This window comes from Pseudactinotalea sp. HY158 (assembly GCF_009660225.1).
GTDB lineage: Bacteria > Actinomycetota > Actinomycetes > Actinomycetales > Beutenbergiaceae > HY158.
In genome coordinates, this window is the sequence record NZ_CP045920.1 from 2,271,442 (window position 1) to 2,290,654 (window position 19,213).

13 protein-coding genes are annotated in these 19,213 nt (G+C 70.7%); 2 read left to right on the forward strand and 11 right to left on the reverse strand.

What is annotated here, in order from left to right:
• Positions 1 to 69 precede the first annotated feature (69 nt).
• Positions 70 to 1,326 carry an ammonium transporter gene (locus GCE65_RS10045; RefSeq protein WP_153878299.1) on the forward strand — a complete coding sequence of 419 codons (1,257 nt, stop codon included), beginning with the start codon at positions 70 to 72 and terminating at the stop codon, positions 1,324 to 1,326.
• A 54-nt stretch (positions 1,327 to 1,380) separates the two neighbouring features.
• Positions 1,381 to 1,743 (forward strand): P-II family nitrogen regulator, encoded by a 363-nt coding sequence (locus GCE65_RS10050; protein ID WP_152818310.1) that lies wholly within the window; start codon positions 1,381 to 1,383, stop codon positions 1,741 to 1,743.
• A gap of 46 nt (positions 1,744 to 1,789) precedes the next feature.
• Here the strand turns inward: GCE65_RS10050 and GCE65_RS10055 are convergent, their stop codons facing one another.
• From GCE65_RS10055 to GCE65_RS10105, 11 genes are all read right to left on the reverse strand, one after another.
• A complete protein-coding gene (locus GCE65_RS10055) occupies positions 1,790 to 2,500 on the reverse strand; it encodes a DedA family protein (RefSeq protein ID WP_194928671.1) in 711 nt (236 codons plus the stop codon).
• A 146-nt stretch (positions 2,501 to 2,646) separates the two neighbouring features.
• The gene (locus GCE65_RS10060) at positions 2,647 to 2,901 is read right to left on the reverse strand and encodes a PspC domain-containing protein (protein WP_152818312.1); all 255 of its coding nucleotides are present in this window, start codon (positions 2,899 to 2,901) and stop codon (positions 2,647 to 2,649) included.
• A 114-nt stretch (positions 2,902 to 3,015) separates the two neighbouring features.
• Positions 3,016 to 4,350, reverse strand: a complete 1,335-nt coding sequence (gene hisD, locus GCE65_RS10065) for a histidinol dehydrogenase (protein ID WP_153878301.1) — start codon at positions 4,348 to 4,350, stop codon at positions 3,016 to 3,018.
• Between the two features lie 169 nt (positions 4,351 to 4,519).
• Positions 4,520 to 4,852 (reverse strand): LuxR family transcriptional regulator, encoded by a 333-nt coding sequence (locus tag GCE65_RS10070; protein ID WP_152818447.1) that lies wholly within the window; start codon positions 4,850 to 4,852, stop codon positions 4,520 to 4,522.
• 79 nt (positions 4,853 to 4,931) lie between these two features.
• Positions 4,932 to 5,489, reverse strand: coding sequence for a VIT1/CCC1 transporter family protein (locus GCE65_RS10075; RefSeq protein WP_153878302.1), 558 nt, complete (start codon positions 5,487 to 5,489; stop codon positions 4,932 to 4,934).
• A 155-nt stretch (positions 5,490 to 5,644) separates the two neighbouring features.
• Complete coding sequence (gene dnaE, locus GCE65_RS10080; protein WP_152818316.1) at positions 5,645 to 9,190, reverse strand: DNA polymerase III subunit alpha; 3,546 nt, start codon at positions 9,188 to 9,190, stop codon at positions 5,645 to 5,647.
• A gap of 42 nt (positions 9,191 to 9,232) precedes the next feature.
• Positions 9,233 to 10,627 carry an MFS transporter gene (locus tag GCE65_RS10085; protein ID WP_153878303.1) on the reverse strand — a complete coding sequence of 465 codons (1,395 nt, stop codon included), beginning with the start codon at positions 10,625 to 10,627 and terminating at the stop codon, positions 9,233 to 9,235.
• 25 nt (positions 10,628 to 10,652) lie between these two features.
• On the reverse strand, positions 10,653 to 11,918 hold the full coding sequence (locus GCE65_RS10090) for an HTTM domain-containing protein (protein ID WP_152818318.1): 1,266 nt from the start codon (positions 11,916 to 11,918) through the stop codon (positions 10,653 to 10,655).
• Positions 11,915 to 12,721 (reverse strand): DUF5819 family protein, encoded by an 807-nt coding sequence (locus GCE65_RS10095; RefSeq protein ID WP_227993331.1) that lies wholly within the window; start codon positions 12,719 to 12,721, stop codon positions 11,915 to 11,917. Before GCE65_RS10095 ends, GCE65_RS10090 begins: the two co-directional genes overlap by 4 nt.
• 127 nt (positions 12,722 to 12,848) lie before the next feature.
• Positions 12,849 to 18,245, reverse strand: a complete 5,397-nt coding sequence (locus GCE65_RS10100) for a YPDG domain-containing protein (RefSeq protein ID WP_194928672.1) — start codon at positions 18,243 to 18,245, stop codon at positions 12,849 to 12,851.
• A gap of 412 nt (positions 18,246 to 18,657) precedes the next feature.
• The gene (locus GCE65_RS10105) at positions 18,658 to 19,212 is read right to left on the reverse strand and encodes a GNAT family N-acetyltransferase (protein WP_153878305.1); all 555 of its coding nucleotides are present in this window, start codon (positions 19,210 to 19,212) and stop codon (positions 18,658 to 18,660) included.
• Position 19,213: the final 1 nt, after the last annotated feature.

Sequence of the window (19,213 nt, forward strand, 5' to 3'; positions counted from 1 at the left end):
TGAGCCATCGTTGCGTAATATTCCAGCAATGTCTTGATATCGAGATGGTTTAGCTGGAGGAGGCAGGCGATGGACTCTTTGGACGCTCCGACCGTCTGGACCATGGTGGCCGCGGCGCTCGTGCTGCTCATGACCCCGGGCCTCGCGTTCTTCTACGGCGGGATGACCCGGGTCAAGGCGGCCCTGAACATGCTGATGATGAGCTTCGTGGCGATCGGCATCGTCGGGGTGGTCTGGGTGCTGTGGGGCCAGTCGATCGCCGCCGGGGACGAGTTCGTGCCGGGTCTCGCGGGCAATCCGTTCTCCGACCTCGGCTCGATCGACGCGCTGGCCCGCGGCGACCTGCTCCTGGTCGGATTCTCGGCCACGTTCGCGATCATCGCCGTCGCGCTCATCTCCGGGGCGGTGGCCGACCGGGCACGGTTCGGCGCCTGGTGCCTGTTCGTGCCGCTGTGGGTCACGCTCGTCTACGCGCCGGTCGCCTTCATGGTGTGGGGCACGGGTGGGCTCATGCGGGACGGGGTCATCGGCCGGCGGCTCGGCGAGGCGATCGACTTCGCCGGCGGAACGGTCGTGCACATCAACGCCGGGGTGGCGGCGCTCGTGCTCTGCCTCGTCCTCGGCGCCCGGCGCGGCTTCGGCACCGACCAGAACCAGCGGCCGCACAACCTTCCGCTCGTCATGCTCGGAGCGGGGATCCTCTGGTTCGGGTGGTTCGGCTTCAACGCCGGGGCCGCGGCCGACGGCGCGCAGGCGGGCCTCATCTGGATCAACACGCTCGTGGCCCCCGGTGCCGCGATGCTCTCGTGGCTCGTGGTCGAGCGGTTCCGCGACGGTCACGCGACCACCCTGGGCGCGGCCTCGGGGGTCGTGGCCGGGCTCGTGGCCGTCACGCCCACGTGCGCGAACATCACGCCTGCGTGGGCCATCGTGCTCGGTGCCTGCGCCGGGGTGGCCTCCGCCTTCGCCGTCGGGCTCAAGTACCGCCTCGGCTACGACGACTCACTCGACGTCGTCGGCGTGCACCTCGTCTCCGGCATCGTGGGCACCGTGGCGCTCGGGTTCATCGCGTCCCCGGCGATCGGGCGCGCGGGCCTGTTCTACGGCGGCGGCCCCGGTCTCCTCGCCGCACAGGTCGTCACGGTGCTCGTGACCGTCGTCTTCGGCGGGCTCGTGACGTGGGCGATCGCCGCGCTCGTCGACCGAACGATCGGCTTCCGGGTCGACGAGAGGTCCGAGGTGCAGGGGATCGACCTGGGCGAACACGCCGAGACCGCCTACTCCTTCGCCTCGGGCACCTCGGGCCAGTTCTCGGTCCGCGGCTGAGCGGCCCCCGGCCCATCGACCTCGACCATCAGCTCCGGACCTGAGGAGAACACCATGAAGCTCATCACCGCCGTCATCCGCCCCGAGTGCTTCCCGCAGACCAAGGAGGCGCTCGAGGACTTCGGCATCCACGGCATGACGATCTCGGACGCCGCCGGCTACGGCGCCCAGCACGGACATCGGGAGGACTACCACGGTCACCGCGAGGTGTACCGGGGCGCCTCCTACACGGTGGCCCTGCTGCAGAAGATCCGGGTGGAGATCCTCGCCGAGGACTCCCAGACGCCCCGGATCGTGCAGGTCATCGTCGACGCCGCCCGCACCGAGGTTCCCGGGGACGGCAAGGTCTGGGTGCTGCCGGTCGAGGAGGCCGTCCGGGTCCGCACCGGAGAACGGGACGACGCGGCCCTGACCTGACCGGACACGACCGTCGCCCCGCCGCGACGGGGACCGCCCGGCACGGTCAGGGGGTCAGGTCCAGTTCGACGGGCTCGGACGCCGCACCGGCGGGCTCCTCGGCGACCGCGCCGGCCGACCCCGCCTCATCCGCCGTGTCGAGCATGTCGAGTGCGTCGGTGCCGTCGTCGAAGAATCTTCGGAAGGCGAGGTCGATGACCCAGCCGATGCTCACCCCGAGCACGACGCCCGCTGCGATCGCGATGAGCGGATGCTCGTCGAGCACCGCGCCGGCGCTCAGTCCCAGCGCCATGGAGTAGCCGGCCCACATCACGGCGGCCACCCCCGAGACGAGGACGAACCGGCGGTAGGGGTAGCCCACCGCACCGGCGGTCATGTTCACTGCGACGCGCCCGATCGGAACATAGCGGGCGGCCAGGATGAAGACGACTCCGCGGCGGGCCAGCGCCCGCTCGGCCCACGCCAACATCTTCGCTCCCCTGGGGCGCTGGAAGACGCCGAAGCGGTGCACCGGCAGCTTCGAGCCGATGAGGTAGGCGAGGTTGTCCCCCGCGAAGGCACCGAGCGCGGCCACGAGGACGATCCATCCGAGGGCCGGGCCCTCATGGGTGACCGAGAGGCTCGCGAGAGCGATGACCACGGACTCACTCGGAATCGGCGGGAAGACCCCATCGATCAGCGTGCACACGAACAGGACGGGCAGCACCCAGGCGGACGCCGCCGTGGCCAGCACGATCTCGGTCACCGCATCGAACATGTCATCTCCTCGCGTCCTGCGAACACGGTAGATCATGGGATGGGTGCACGGAATCGGGGATCACCCGGATTCTTCCTGGGGGAAACCCTCCGGGTCGGATCACGGTCGGATCACCGGTCGGACCGCGGGCGGGCCGCCGGCCGGCCTCAGGAGCGACCCGCCCAGCCGTCGAGAAATCGCTCCGCGGGGATCGCCCCGGCGCCCCAGGGCGTGAGCGCCCAGACGAGCAGGTACAACCCGAAGCCGAAGACCGGCAGCAGGAAGAGCACGAGCACGGCCACGCGGATCCAGAGCACGTTGACCCCGGTCGCCGCGGCGATGCCCCCGCAGATGCCACCGAGGATGCGCGCGGGGCCACGGCGGAATCCGGTGCTACGGATCATGCGGAATACGGCGTCCATGCCCATACCGTACGCGGCGCGAGACCGCGCGTCACCTCGATTCCGCGCCACCAAGGCCGCCGAGTCCACTCAGGCCACCGAGGCCACCGAGGTCGGGGCACTCCTGTGAACGGCTCAGTCGCCGCGACGGATCCGGGCCGCGTAGGCGTGAGCCGGAAGATCCTCGGCCTCGGCGAGGACGCTCAGCGCGTCGGTCACCTCGGCGAGCGCGTCGGCGGTGTAGTCGACCACCTGCACGGACTTGAGGAATGCCTGCACTCCGAGCCCGGAGGAGAATCGGGCGGTGCCGCCCGTGGGCAGCACGTGGTTCGAGCCCGCGATGTAGTCGCCCAGCGGCACGGGCGAGTACGGCCCCACGAAGATGGCGCCCGCGTTGCTGATCCGGGCCGCGAGCGCGGAGGCGTCGGCCGTCTGGATCTCGAGGTGCTCGGCGGCATAGGCGTCGACGACGGCCACGCCGGCCTCGAGATCGTCGACGAGGACGATCGCGGACTGCGGGCCCCCGAGCGCCGTGGCGATCCGGTCGCTGTGCTTGGCGAGGGTGACCTGGTGTTCGAGCGCCTCCCGCACGGCGTCCGCGAGCTCGGTCGACGCGGTCACGAGCACGGAGGCGGCGGCCGGGTCGTGTTCGGCCTGGGAGATGAGGTCGGCCGCCACCCACGTCGGGTCGGCCGTGTCGTCGGCGAGGATGCCGATCTCGGTCGTGCCGGCCTCGGAGTCGATCCCGATGACGCCGAGCACGGCGCGCTTGGCGGCGGCGACGTAGATGTTGCCGGGCCCGGTGACCACATCGACGGGCGGGCAGGAGTTGCCCGGGTCGGGTGCGCCGTCCGTTCGCGAATCCACGCCGTAGGCGAACATCCCCACGGCCTGGGCGCCGCCCACGGCATAGACCTCCTCGATGCCCATGAGCGCGCACGCGGCGAGCACCGTGGCGTTCGGCAGGCCGTCGTTGTCCTTCTGCGGAGGGGAGGCGAGCGCGATGGAGCGGGTGCCGGCGACCTGGGCCGCGACGGCGTTCATGATGACCGACGACGGGTACGCGGCGAGCCCGCCGGGCACGTAGAGTCCGACGCGCCGCACGGGGATCCAGCGCTGGTGCACGAGTGCGCCGGGGCCGAGCTCGGTCGTGGCCGGCTGGGGCAGCTGGGCCGTGTGTGCGGCGCGGGCACGGCGGATCGCCTCCACGATCGCCGCCCGCAGGTCGGCCGGAAGGGCCGCCTCGGCCGCTGCGATCGCCTCGGCGGGCACGCGCAACCGGGCGGGGCGGACGCCGTCGAACTGTTCGGCCAGGTCGCCGAGCGCCGCGGCGCCCTCGGTGCGCACGCGCTGCAGGATCGGACGCACCCGCTCGAGAGCGACGTCGATGTCCACCTCGGCCCGGGGCAACCTGCTCTCCAGGTCTGCCGCGTCGAGGTGCTGGCCACGAAGATCGATCGTGCGTATCACGGGACCCATCCTACGGTCGGTCGTCGCCGCCCGGCCGGGTTGCCCACACCTCGGTCACCGTGCACGCGCGCCCATCCCGCTTCGCGCTCCGGACGCAGCGGACGCTCCTCGATTCGCCTCGGCTACCGGAGCAGGCGCGCGTCGTCCTACGTCGCGCGTGCGACGCGGGTCAGGCCATACCGACCGTGAGGAGGAAGGTCGCGTCGGTCTCGGCGACGACGCTGTAGGGCTCGCCGGGAACGATGAGGTAACCCCATTCGCGGGCGGACCAGCGATCGTCTCCCGACTCCAGCCAGAGGCGGCCCGAGATCACGAGCAGCGTCACCTCGTGCGGGCTGGCGGTCTCCGCGAGGGTCACGCCGGCGCGCATCGCGACGACGGTCTGGCGCATCCGCTTCTCGTGGCCACCGAGGACCGTGTCGGCGGCGCGACCGCTCGGGGCACGACTCGCCTTGTCGGCGAGCTCGCGGGCCTTGGCTAGCAGGCTCAGCTTGTTGACCATGGTCGTCTCCTCCGGGTCCTGGCCCTCACGCTATCGCTCCGCGGGCGGGCGGGGCGACGAATCGCCTCACCCTCGCGTGTCAGAAGCTCACCCCGGCCGAGTTGAGCCAGAGTCCGATGCCGTAGGTGGCCACCAGGGCGAGGGCGCCGCCGGCGACCACTCGCAGCGCGGCTCGGCGGGTGTTCGCGTGGCCGATCCAGGCGGCGACCCAGCCGGTCAGCGCCAGCGCGAGCAACACGGCGACGAACGTGACCGGGACCCGGGCCGGCGCGGGTGGCAGCATGACCGCCAGCATCGGCAGAAGGGAGCCGGCGAGGAAGGCGATCGCCGAGGCGAGCGCGGCGTGCCACGGGCTGACGACCTCGTCCTCCTCGATCCCGAGGGCCCGCTGCGAATCGGTCTGGGAGGAGACCGAGACGTACTCCCCCAGCGCCATCGAGATCGCCCCACCGATGACGGCGGCGAGCCCGGCGATGAGGATGGGCGTGCTGTCGGTGGTCACGCCGGCCACGCCGACGACCACGGCGGCGACCGAGACGATGCCGTCGTTCGCCCCGAGGACGCCGGCGCGCAGCCAATTGAGCCGGCCGGCCAATTCGCCGGCGCTCGTTCCCGAATCCTGCACCCTGATGCTCATGAATCAATCGAAGCACTGGAAATGAATTCCCGCCAGCAAGGTGAGGCTCACCTTGATGAGGCCAGGGTATCCTCACGGAGGCGAGGCTCACCTACGCAATGGCTCCGCCGAAATCACGATTGCAGAAATACGGACGCGCCACACGCGCACACTCATCAGTTGAGGCAATTCGGACCGAGCAGGGCCTTGAGCTCCCCGAAGAGTGCGGCATTGCGCTCGACCCGCAACCCGTCGTCCAGACGCATGATCGTGGCCTTGTCTCCCGCGGTGAGCCACAGCTGAACCTCGGATCCGCCCGGGTGGGTGGTGAGGACCCCGCGCAGCCGCTCGACCATCGGCTCGGTGCACCGGATGGTCGGCATGGTCAGCCGCACCGGCGCGTGGTCGCCGGCGATGACGTCGGGCACGGTCACCTCGACCGCGTGCAGGCCCATCTCCTCGTCCCGGCGGCGGACCCGGCCCTTGATGATGATGACCGTGTCCTGGGCCAGGGCGGTCGTGTACGCGAGGTACGTCTCCCCGAAGAACATGATCTCGATGCTTCCGGTCATGTCCTCGACCGTGACGATCGCGAACGGGCGTCCGGCCTTGGAGCTGCGCCGGTCGACCGCCGTGATGAGCCCCGCGACGCTCACCTGGGAGCCGTCCGGGCGTGACTCGTCCTCGTTCAGCGTCGCGATCGAGCAGTCGGCGGCCTGCTCGAGCACGTGATCGATGCCCGCGAGCGGGTGATCCGAGACGTACAGGCCGAGCATCTCCCGCTCGAAGGTGAGCTTCTGCTTCTTCTCCCACTCGGGCAGGTCGGGCACCTCGACGGCGAAGGTCGCGCCCTCGTCCGGGCCGTCGAGGGAGGCGAACAGGTCGAACTGCCCCTCGGCCTCCTTGCGCTTGACGCCGACGATCGCGTCGATCGCCTGCTCGTAGATCATGAGCAGCGACCGGCGGGTGTGGCCGAGGGAATCGAAGGCGCCGGCCTTGATGAGCGATTCGATCGTGCGCTTGTTGCACACCTGGGCCGGGACCTTCTCGAGGAAGTCGCTGAAGGAGGTGAAGGCGCCCTTCTCCTCGCGCGCCGCGATGATTCCGGCCACGACGTTCTCGCCGACGTTGCGCACGGCCGCCATCCCGAATCGGATATCCGCCCCGACGGCGGTGAACATTCCCACGGAGTCATTGACGTCGGGCGGCAGCACCGTGATACGCATGTGCCGGCACTCGTTGAGGTACAGCGCCGACTTGTCCTTGTCGACCCTGGTCGAGGTGAGGAGCGCGGCCATGTACTCGACCGGGTAGTTCGCCTTGAGGTAGGCGGTCCAATAGGAGACCACGCCGTAGGCCGCGGAGTGGGCCTTGTTGAATGCGTAGTCGGAGAACGGCACGAGCACGTCCCACAGCGCCTGGATGGCGGCGTCGGTGTAGCCGTTCGCGCGCATTCCGCCCGAGAATGGAATGTACTCGGCGTCGAGCACCTCCTTCTTCTTCTTTCCCATTGCTCGGCGGAGCAGGTCGGCCTGCCCGAGCGTGTACCCGGCGAGCTTCTGGGCGATCTCCATGACCTGCTCCTGATACACGATCAGGCCGTAGGTGGTACCGAGAATGTCGTCGAGCGGGCCCGCGAGGCCCGGATGCAGCGGGGTGATCGGCTGCAGGCCGTTCTTGCGCAGGGCGTAGTTCGTGTGGGAGTTCGCGCCCATCGGGCCCGGGCGGTAGAGCGCGCCGACCGCCGAGATGTCCTCGAAGTTGTCGGGGCGCATCTGCCGCAGCAGGGTGCGCATGCCGCCGCCGTCGAGTTGGAACACCCCGAGGGTCTCACCGCGCGAGAGCAGGGCGTAGGTGTCGCGGTCGTCGAGGGCCACGTCCTCGATGACGACGGGCTCCTTGCCGTTGAGGCGGATGTTCTCCAGGGCGTCGTCGAGGATCGTCAGGTTCCGCAGGCCGAGGAAGTCCATCTTGACCAGCCCGAGATCCTCCCCGGCGGGGAAGTCGATCTGGGTGATCACGGCCCCGTCCTGGGGGCGGCGCATGATCGGGATGATGTCGATGAGCGGTTCGGAGGCGATGATCACCCCGGCCGCGTGCACCCCCCACTGCCGCTTGAGGTTCTCGAGCCCCTTGGCCGTGTCGAAGACGCGCGCGGCGTCGGGGTCGGTGGAGATGAGCTCGCGGAAGTCGCCGGCCTCGGCGTAGCGCTTGTCCTCCGGGTCGTGGGTCCCGCTCAGGGTGATGTCCTTGCCCATGACCGCGGCCGGCAGCGCCTTGGTCAGCCGCTCCCCCATCGAGAACTCGTAGCCGAGCACGCGCGCGGAGTCCTTGAGCGCCTGCTTGGCCTTGATCGTGCCGTAGGTGACGATGTAGGAGACCTGCTCCTCGCCGTAGCGCTCCGAGACGTACTTGATCACCTCGCCGCGGCGACGCTCGTCGAAGTCGATGTCGAAGTCGGGAAGGCTCATCCGCTCGGGATTGAGGAAGCGCTCGAAGATGAGCCCGTGCTGGAGCGGGTCGAGGTCGGTGATGCCCATGGCGTACGCCGCCATCGACCCGGCCCCCGAACCACGCCCCGGCCCCACCCGGATCCCGTTGTCCTTGGCCCAGTTGATGAAGTCCGCGACCACGAGGTAGTAGCCGGCGTACCCCTTGGACGTGATGACCTCGATCTCGTACCGCGCCTGCTTGTCCACGTCGTCGGGCACGGCGCCGGCGTAGCGGCGGTGCAGGCCGACCTCGACCGCCTTGACGAAGGTGGAGATCTCGTCCTCCCCCTCGGGCACTGGGTAGTGCGGCATGTAGCGCCCGACCTCCTCGGTGAAGGAGACGTCGCAGCGCTCGGCCACGAGCAGGGTGTTGTCGCACGCCTGGGGGTGATCGGGGAAGATCGAGCGCATCTCCGCGGCGCTCTTGAGGTAGTAGCCCTGCCCGGAGAACGCGAACCGCTTTCCCCCCTGGTCGTAGGTGGGCTCCATGAGGGTGGAGGCCGACTGCACGCACAGCAACGCCTCGTGGGAGTGGGCGTCCTCGGCGCGGGTGTAGTGCAGGTCATTCGTGGCGAGCAGCGGCGCGTCGAGCTCCGTCGCGAGTTCGAGCAGCTCGCTGATCGTGCGCCGCTCGATGTCGGCGCCGTGGTCCATGATCTCGATGAAGAAGTTGTCCTTGCCGAGGATGTCCTGCATCTCACCGGCGGCCCGGCGGGCGGCCTCGCGCTGCCCGAGCCGCAGCTTGACCTGCACCTCCCCCGACGCACAACCGCTCGTGCCGATGAGCCCACCGGAGTAGCGCTGCAGCAGATCGCGGTCGATGCGCGGCCACTTGCCCAGTTGGCCCTCGAGCGAGGCGAGGGAACTCATCCGGAACAGGTTGTGCATGCCCGCGGTGTTCTCCGCGAGCAGGGTCATGTGGGTGTAGGCGCCGCTGCCGGAGACGTCGTCGCCGCGCTGGGACTCCTCCCCCCAGCGGACCCGGGTCTTGTCGAAGCGGCTCGTGCCGGGGGTGACGTAGGCCTCGACGCCGATGATCGGCTTGATGTCGTGCTTGCGTGCGGTGCGCCAGAAGTCGTACGCGCCGAACAGGTAGCCGTGGTCGGTCATGGCCAGCGAGGTCTGCCCGAGCCGCTGCGCCTCGGCGAACAGGTCGTCGAGGCGAGCTGCGCCGTCCAACATGGAGTACTCGGTGTGGACGTGCAGGTGGACGAAATCAGCCGACGACATGCCCTCGATTCTAAGCCGCCTCGACGGGCCCGGCCGGCGGTGTCATCCGGGCTCGGGTGCGGAGGGGTTGCGGATGCCCGCGTAGGAGGCGAGGCCGCCGAGGGCGAGCAGCACCGCGACGACGACGGCGACGCGGTGGAACCCGCCGAGGTCGAGCACGCCGCCGGTGATCGGTCCGAGGGCCGCCACGGCGAGCAGCCCGGCCACGCGGGCGATGGCGTTGTTGATCGCCGAGGCGATCCCCGCGCGCGCGGGTTCGATCGACCCGAGCACCGCCGAGGTGAGCGGCGCGACCGTCAACGTCAATCCGATCCCGAACACGACCACCGAGGGCAGCACCTGCGTCCACAGGTCGAAGGAGTCCGCGACCCGCAGCAGCCCGAGCGCGCCGGCGGCCATGACGATCGGCCCGGCGGTCATGAACGCCCGCGGGCCGACGCGCCCCGCCCGGTCCCCGACCCGGGAGCTGCCGAGGATCATGAGGATCGTCGGCGGGAGCAAAACCAACCCGGCGACCGTGGCCGGCATGCCGGCGCCCTGTTGGAGGTACACCGCCACGACGAGCCCGTAGAGGCCGAGCGCGGCGTACACGAACGTGGTGGCGAGGTTCCCGTGGGAGAAGTTGCGCACCCGGAACAGCGTGAGCGGCATCATCGGCTGCGGCAGCCGCCGTTGCCGCGCGAGGAACACGCCCAGGCAGATCGCTCCGACGGCGAACGGTCCCCAGATCGTCGCCGCCGACCACCCGAGCCGGCCCTGTTCGATGAGTGCGAACACCACCCCGCTCAGGCCGATCGTGCACAGGGCGGCGCTGGGCCAGTCGACCCGCGCCGCGGGATCGCGCCGATCGCGCCGGCCCGTGCGGGCGAGCCGGTGAAGCAGTCCGAGCGTGATCGCGATCGGCACGACGTTGATGAGGAACACGAGTCGCCAGGACGCCAGGTCCACGAGGGCGCCGCCGAGCACCGGGCCCACGACCATCGCCGTCGTGGTCGCGCCGGTCCAGGTGCCGATCGCGCGGCTCTGGGCGCGGCCGCCGAACGTCGAGGTGATCAGGGCGAGCGAACTCGGCACGAGCATGGCCCCGGCGATGCCCTGGGCGCCGCGGGCGAGGATCATCGTGAGCGCGGTCGGGGCGAGCCCCACGGCCACGGACGTGAGGCCGAAGCCGATGAGCCCGACCCGGATCACGACGATCCGCCCGAACACGTCGCTGAGGGAGCCGGCCACGAGGATGAGCGCGCCGAGCGTGATGAGATAGGCGTCGACGACCCACTGCTGGGTCACGAGCCCGCCGCCCAGTTCGTTCTCGATGGCGGGCAGGGCCACGTTGACGACCGTGCCGTCGAGGAACGCGACGAACGAGGCGAGGATCGCGATCCACAGCACGAGCCGGCCCTCGCGGGAGAGCGGCGGGCGGGCCGGCGGGAGGGTCACCGCGTGCCGGATGTGGCGGGGGCCGTCATCGGGCCGGTTCGGGCGCCTCGTCCGGGGCCGCCACCTCCCGGGCCTGCTCGGACTCCTCCGTCGCCGGGGTGGCCCCGCGTTCGGGGGTGTCGTCGCCGTCCGGGTCCCCGCGATCCCCGGCCCGGGCCTGGCGCCAGCCGTCGCCGATCCGGCCGGCGAGCCGGGCCCAGGTCACATCCCGCACGAAGATCGCATCGATCGCGATCATCGCGAGCGAGAACCACGGCAGCCCCATGAGCACGGCGATGCCGATGTGGAAGCCGCAGATCCCGAAGAGCGCGATGATCCGGGTCGGCCGGCGCATGAGCATCATCGGGAACGACATCTGCAGGATGATCGAGGTCCACGAGATCACGGCGACCATCGGGCCCCACGTGGTGAACAGGTCGCTCAGCTCGGGCCACGGTCCGAACCGTTGCGTCTGCAGCGGGTTGTAGATCGCGTAGCCGTGCTGCCACGCGGCCCCGCCCGCCTTGTACAGCGCGCCGGAGGCGTAGACGAAGCACACGTGGGTCGCCACGGCGACGAGGGCGAGGTTGTGGAGCGTGTTCGTGAGCCAGGCCGGGGCGAACTCCCCGCCGTGCCAGGCGCGCTTCCACCAGGGGCCGCGGAGCGCCTGCCCTCGCCCGCGCCGGCGCGCGTCGAGGGACCAGCGCCCGGCGGTGTCGGCGAACAGGAGCGCGAGGAGCGTGATGCGGTACATGTTGTCGCCCTGGTCGCCGAGCGCGTCGTTCACCTCGATGAACGAGACCCACCCGACGAAGAAGATCGGCAGGACGATCTTCGTGCGCCACCCGAGGATCACGAGCACGGCGAGGGCGCCGAGCACGAGGCAGGCGAGCGTGAACCACCCGTCGTGCAGCGCGAGCCGGTGGAAGAGGCTGAAGATCCAGATCTGCGGGAAGTCGCTCACCGGCTGCGCGGCCTCACCGTTCCACGCCGACCCGCTGCCGAAGGCGTAGTAGCGGGTGCGGAAGTTCGTGATGAGCAGCCCGAGTCCGGTGAGCCCGAGCAGGATCCGCGTGATCGCGAGTCCGTACCGGGCGTGCCGGGCGTCGACGAGCCAGTACTCGATCCGCTCGATCCCGCGATCGAGCCCGCGGCCGAGGACACCGAACAGTTCGCTCAGGAGGGTGCCGGCCAGTGATCCGGCGGCGGTGAGCGGGCCGCGGCGCGTGGACGACGGCGCCTCGCCCCGGTCTGCCTGCTCGGGCGCCGTAGCGCCCTCCTGCGGGCCGGCGTCGCGTGTCGTGTCGGTCATCGGCCGGACTCCTCCACTCCGGTGAGGAAGATCTCGGCGAAGTTCTCCCGGGACTGTCCGGGCTCCTCGACCAGGCCGCGCCAGCCGATGGGCACGGCCTGCACGCCGGGCCGCTCGGCCTCGGGATCGTTCCGCTTCTCGTAGGGCACGACGTTCTGCCGGCTCACGCTGAACTGAACCTGGGTCACGTCCTCGCCCCACATCGCGTAGGCCACCTGCGTGGAGTAGGCCGACGCGAGCCGGTCGGCCTTCATGTAGCGGGTGACGCCGTCGTCGTCGTAGGCGCGCAGCGCGGTCTCCATCCGATCGCGCCAGTCGTCGCCGTCGTAGTACCCGAGGGCCACGACGTCCTTCTGGTCCTTGTCGAGCTTGTCGAAGGCACCCTTGACCCGGGAGGCGACGTCGTTCGCCGACATCGCCGCCCGGGGCGGGAACAGGTTGTGCATGTGCATGGTCAGCTCCGCCGCGGTCGCGTCGACCCACTCGGTCTCGACCGGCTGCCCGTCGGTCTCGACGACGGCACGCACCTGCAGCCGGTAGTCCCCGTTGATCGGGTCGGGGGCGAAGACGCTCCAGCTCTGACCGAACATGGGGATCATGTAGTTGTGCAGCACCTTGCCGGGGATGACGTCCCGCAGCGCGGAGGTGGGCGCGATCCACAGGAACGTCGCGAACACGTGGAACGCGGTGAAGAACACCGCCAGCAGGATGACGACGCGTTTCGCCGTGGTCAGTCCGCTGTGCACCGCCGGGCGCGCGGGCGTCGGGTTCGGGTTCGGGTTCGAATCTTCGTTGGGCTTCATCGCATCTTCTCCACGCGGAACCTTATCCGACCGACAGGGGGCCTGGCTCCGCAGCCGAATGAGGTTCGGCCCCGCATGCTGGATGCGGGGCCGAACCTCATTCATTCACCGATGGGCTCGGATCGTGTCAGCCGCGCTTGCGGTTGGCCACGAGCACGCCCGCCCCGAGCAGGGCCAGGAGCATCGCGCCCAGGATCGCCGGCAGGTTGAGCGTCGACCCGGTGTCGGGCAGCTGCCCGTCGCCGGAGCCGTTCGCCGCCGCGGACGACTGGGCGGACGCGCCCTGCGCGTCGGCCGCAGCACCCTGATCGTCGGCGGTGCCTTCGGTCTCGGCGCTCGCGTTCGCCGAGGCCTCGGCATCGACGTTCGCCGAGGCTTCGGCCGCAGCCGAGGCGTCCGCATTCAGATCCGCGTTCGCATCAGCCGAGGCATCCGCCGAGGCCGCCGAGGACGCATCCGCATTCGCGGCCGCCTCCGACGACGCATCCGAGGCAGCCGCGGCATTGACATCCGCAGCAGCCGAGGACGCCGCCGACGCATTCGCATCCGCCTGCGAGGTCGCATCCGCATTCGCCGCAGCCTGCGACGACGCAGCAGCCGCCGCATTCGCATCCGAACTCACGTCACTCGAGGCATCCGAGGACGCATCCGCATTCGCAGCCACCGCAGCAGCCGACTCCGCCGAGGCATCCGCCGCAGCCGAGGCCGTCGTGTCCGCATCCGCGGTCGCCGCCGCCTGCGCAGCCGCCTGAGCCGCCGCATTGGAGTCGTCATCCGCATTCGCCGACGCCGCAGCTGAAGCCGACGCATCCGCATTCAGATCCGCGTTCGCATCAGCCGAGGCATCCGCCGAGGCCGCCGAGGACGCATCCGCATTCGCAGCCGCCTCCGACGACGCATCCGAGGCAGCCGCGGCATTGACATCCGCAGCAGCCGAGGACGCCGCCGACGCATTCGCATCCGCCTGCGAGGTCGCATCCGCATTCGCCGCAGCCTGCGACGACGCAGCAGCCGCCGCATTCGCATCCGAACTCACGTCACTCGAGGCATCCGAGGACGCATCCGCATTCGCAGCCACCGCAGCAGCCGACTCCGCCGAGGCATCCGCCGCAGCCGAGGCCGTCGTGTCCGCATCCGCGGTCGCCGCCGCCTGCGCAGCCGCCTGAGCCGCCGCATTGGAGTCGTCATCCGCATTCGCCGACGCCGCAGCCGAAGCCGACGCATCCGCGTTGGAGACCTGGACGTCGAACGGGGCCTCGACGGTGTCGCTCGAGGCGTCCGGGTAGGTCACCACGACGGGGATCTGCACGGTCGTGCCGGAGTCCGCCTGGGTCGGGGTCCAGGTGATGGCCCCGGTCTCCTCGTCGATCGACGCGCCGGCGGGAGCGTCGTCGCCGAGGGCGAAGGTCGTACCCGTCGGTGCCTCCGCGGGACCGTCACCGCCGGTGAAGGTGGGCGGGTCGGAGGTGACGGGCGTGTCGACCGTGGCCTCGGTCGTGCCGTAGGCCGGGGTGAGGTCGTCCGCGATGGTGCCCACGACGAACGCGGCGTTCACGTCGTCGGTGGAGTCGTCCGGATAGGTGACCACGACCGGGATGTCGACCGTGCTGTTCGCGTCGCCCGCGCCCGGGGTCCACGTGATCACGCCGGTCGAGCCGTCGATCGTCGCACCGGCCGGGGCATCCGCCCCGAGCGCGAAGATCGTGCCCTCGGGAGCGTCGGCCGTCTCACCTTTGCCGTCGGTGAACGTCGGCGGCGCCGTCGTCACCTCGACCCCGGGGAACGCGGCCGTGTCGGCGTACGCCGGCGTGTAGGCCTCCGCCAGGTCGCCGACCTGGAACGGGGCGTCGGCCTCGTCCGAGGAGGCGTCCGGGTAGAGCACCACGACCGGGATCGTGACGGTGCTGCCCGCGTCCGCGATGGCCGGGGTCCACGTCACGGCACCGGTGGCGGTGTCGATCGTCGCGCCGCTCGGCGCGCCCGCGCCCAGGGCGAAGGTCGTGCCGTCCGGGGCGTCCGCGGCGTCACCGGCGTTGTCGGTGAACGTCGGGGGCTCCGAGGTGACCTCGACACCGGGGACGGCGGCCGTGGCCGTGTACGCCGGGTTGAGGGCGTCGGCGATCGAGCCGACCTCGAACGGCGCGGTCGCCTCGTCCGTCGTGGCGTCCGGGTAGGTGACCACGACCGGGATGGAGACGGTGCTGTTCGCATCGCCTGCACCCGGGGTCCAGGTCACGGCACCGGTGCCGGCGTCGATGGCCGCACCGCTCGGCGCGTCCGCGCCCAGGGCGAAGGTCGTGCCGTCCGGGGCGGTTGCGTCGTCACCGGCGTTGTCGGTGAAGGTCGGCACCTCGGAGGTCACGGACTCACCGGGGATGGCGTCCGTGGCCGTGTACGCCGGGGTGAGCGCGTCGGCGATCGAGCCGACCTCGAACGGCGCGGTCGCCTCGTCCGTCGTGGCGTCCGGATAGGTGACCACGACCGGGATGGAGACGGTACTGTTCGCCTGGTCGAAGCTCGGGGTCCAGGTGACCGCGCCGGTCGTCTCGTTGACGACGGCACCCGTGGGCGCCTCGGTCCCGGCGGCGAAGGTCGTGCCCGCCGGGGCGGAGACCTCGTCACCGGCGAGGTCGGTGAACGTCGGCACCTCGGAGGTCGCCGTCTCGCCCGGGATCACCGGGGTCGACTCGTATGCCGGGGTGTAGGCGTCCGAGTCGAGCACGTCGCCGACGTTGAACGCGGCGGTCGCATCATCGCTCGAGTCGTCCGGGTAGGTGACCACGACCGGGATGTTGACCACGGAGTTCGCGTCGTCCGTGCCCGGGGTCCACGTGATCGCGCCGGTCGAGCCGTCGATCTCCGCGCCGGCCGGTGCACTCGCGCCGAGCGCGAAGGTCGTGCCCGTGGGCGCGTCGATCGTCGCACCGGTCGTGTCGGTGAACGTGGGCTCCTGCGAGGTGGCCTCGACGTTCGGCTGCGCGTCGGTCGGGGCGTATGCCGGAGCGAGCGCGTCCGCGACGGAACCCACCTCGAACGGCGCGTCGACGGCGTCGCTCGAGTCGTCGGCGTAGGTCACCAGGACCGGGATGTCGGCGATGGTGTTCGCGGCCTCGATGCCCGGCGTCCAGGTGACGACGCCGGTGGCGCCGTCGATGTCGGCACCGCTCGGTGCGGCCGAGTCGAGTGCGAACGTCGCATCGGTGGGCATGGTCACCGTCGCGCCTGCGGCGTCGGTGAACGTCGGCGCGTCCGAGGTCGCCTGCGCACCCGGCACGGCGGCCGTCGTCGCGTAGGCGGGGTTGTAGGCACCGGCCAGGTCACCCACCGTGAACGGGGCGCCTGCCGCGTCGGTCGTGGCGTCCGGGTAGGAGACGACCACGGGAACCGTGACCGTCGTGCCGGCGTCGGAGTCCGCCGGAGTCCAGGTGACCTCACCCGTGGCGGGGTCGACGCTCGCGCCGGTCGGAGCGTCCGGGCCGATGGCGTAGGAGGTTCCGGTCGGGGCGGTCGTCGCGGCGCCGCCGGCGTCGGTGAACGTCGGCGCGGCCGAGGTCGCGGGCTGGTTCGGCACCGCGTCCGTGGCCGCGTACGCCGGCTCGTAGCTGTCGGCGTCGGCCGGGGCCTCGACCACGAAGTCAACGCTCGCCGTGGAGGTGGCGCCGTCGAAGTCCTGCGCTGCCGTGGCGGTGTGGTCTCCGGCGCCGAGGTCGGTCACCGTGACCGACCAGGTGTCGTCGCCGGCGACCGTGGTCGCCTGCTCGTCGGCTCCGACCGTCACGGTGACGTCCGCGCCGACCTCGCCGGTGCCGCTGACGGTGACGTCGGCGCCGGTCTCACCCGGTGCGATCGTGAATGCCTGGCCGGCGGTGGGGGCCGTGATCGTCACGTCCGCCACGGGCGCGAGCGCGGTCGTGTGGACGCTGGAGGAGGCCAGGTCGAGCGTGACGCCGCCGAGGACTCCGGGCAGGAGTGCGATCGAGAGCGCGCGCACCGTGAAGGAGTCGGCTCCGAGGTCGCCCTCCTGGGCGGGGTCGAGTTCGGTCGGCTGCGCATTGACCGTGAGGGTGACGATCTGCTCGAGCACCAGGTCGAGCGGGGCGAGCACGGTGAGCACGCCGGAGACGGCGCCGCCGACCGTGTCACCGAGTCCGCCGACGGCGGTGTCGAGGACGCCCTCGAGGGCGGTACCGACGGTGGACAGGAGCGTGCTGACCGTGCCTTCGAGGGCGGTCTCGAGCAGGCCCTTGCCAAGGTCGACACACGCTCCAAGGATCAGGCAGACCTCGACGGTGGTCGTGACGTCGACGACCGGCTCGGCGCTGCCGTCGAGGCCGAGGAAGTCACCGACGGTCCCGTTGATGGAGATGCCGACGTCGCCGCCGATCGTGATGAGGAGGACGTCGCCACCGACGGTCGGATTGAGCGTGATCGTGAGGTCGATGCCGGCGACCGCGTCGCGGATCGCGGTGTCGAGATTGTCGGTCAGGTCGCCGAGCGCGTTCGCGATCGCGGTGGTGATCCGGTCGATCTCACCGGTCTGGAGGATATTCGTGTTCGGGTCGAGGCTGTTGAGGCCGTCGGCGTGCAGTGCCGCGAGGTTCACCGTGATCGTGCCGGTGCTCAGATCGATTCCGACGATGCCGTCGGCGTCCGTCAGTGCCTGTCCGAGCACGTCGTCGACGACGGATCCGAGGTCGACGGTCGCATTGAGGTCGGGCGAACCGAGATCGACGCTCACCTTCGCGATGCCGAGATCGATCGAAATCGGTGCCAGCGTGAGTGCGTCGAGGGCGCCCTGCACGGTGCCGTCCGGGCCGAGCACGCCATTGACGGCGGTCTCGGCACTATCGACGACGGATGTGACCGTGTCGGACAGGCCGGCCACGGCCGGGCTGTGGAGCGTCAGCTCTGCGCCCGCGATCTCGTAGGCGCTCGTCGCCGCGTCCGGAGCCGTCTGGTCGGCGGTCGTGGCGAGGGCACCGAGTCCGATCGACAGGTCGTCGACCACGGTGTCGGTCAGACCGTCGATGCCGAGCTGTCCGAGGAGGGCAGTGAGGTCGACGCGGGCCATCATGGCGTCGCCGCTCTCGCCCACGTCGATGGCGCCCTGACCGGTCACCGCGCCGGAGGCCGCGTGGGCCTCCTGGCCGTTCGGGGCCGCGGCGTAGCCGTTGAGCACGCCGAGTCCGGCGCCCACGCCGAGATCGAGGAGCCCCCCATTCGCGCCGTCGTCGATGAGCGGCAGCGAGATCGAGCCGACGTCGACCGCGAGGTTGTCGGCGAGCGCACCGACGTCGACCGAGCCGTTGTTCGGGCCCGCATCGCTCGGGTTGCCCGCCTCGGTCGTCACCGCCGCGAGCAGATCATCGAGCAGAGTCACGTCGAGGCTGCTCAGGAGCGACCCGTCGATGAGTCGCGCCTGTGCCTCGCTCTCGTCCCCCGTCGCCGCCGAGGCCGGCGGGAACCCACCCGCAAGACCGATGGCGCCGAGCGAGAGCGCCGCCGCCGAAGCGGTGGCGATCACGGCTGGGCGCCGCCATCTGGACCGCGCAGAATTACGCGGCAATTCACCAAGGTGCTGCATCTCACTCCCCTGAGATCGATCAATAGGTGTACGAACCCGCGGCATTCGGTGCGACGGATCCCGGCGCCACCCCTTCAGGTAACGCCCAGGTACGGAGTCAGGGTATCCGCTAGACGGGCGCTTACTTCGGCTCGTGATATCGGCTTGATAACAACTACGTCACGGCGAGACTAAAGTAGCTATCAATCCATGCCTTAAGTGCCACCATCATCGTTCGATCGCGACCTACGAATGAACATCGGCCGACCCTGGCCGAACATTCGATTCGTGGCCGACTATTGCCCGAATTCGACCGATGTCACCCGGTTCGACCCGATCTCGACCTCGAAAGGAGCGCGGCCCGGCGGCCGTCTCAGGAATCGCCCCGACAGACCTTCCAGGCGTCGCGGTGCCACATGTCCGCGTCGAGATACCGTTCGTGCGCGAGGCGATAGCCGAGACGCTCGTAGAAACCGAGGGCGCTCTCCTGGGCGGACAACTCCACCCGCACCGCCCGCTCGCCGCCGGCGACACGCCCGTATTCGGCCAGGGCGATCTCCTCGAGTGCGCTCATGAGGCGCCTGCCCAGCTGCCTCCCCCGCAGCCCGGAGACCACGGCGACCCGGCCGATGTGCACGACCGGTAGCCCCTCGCCCCGCTCCCCCGGCGGGGCGTCCTGCTCGGCGAGCCCGGTGCCGCGGCCATCGGCGAGCAGCCGCGCCGTTCCCACCGGCGTGCCCGCGCCGGCGAGCGCGAGTACGTGAACGGTGCCGGGAAGGTCGTCGCGGCCGTCGAGTTCCTCGGCGGCGCTCACGCCCTGTTCGGCGATGAACACCTCGGCCCGCACCGCATGGCACTGCCGGAGCCGGTCGGGGGTGCGAGCCCGCACGATCCGGATCGGCCACTCGCCCGCTGCGGCCGGCGCCACG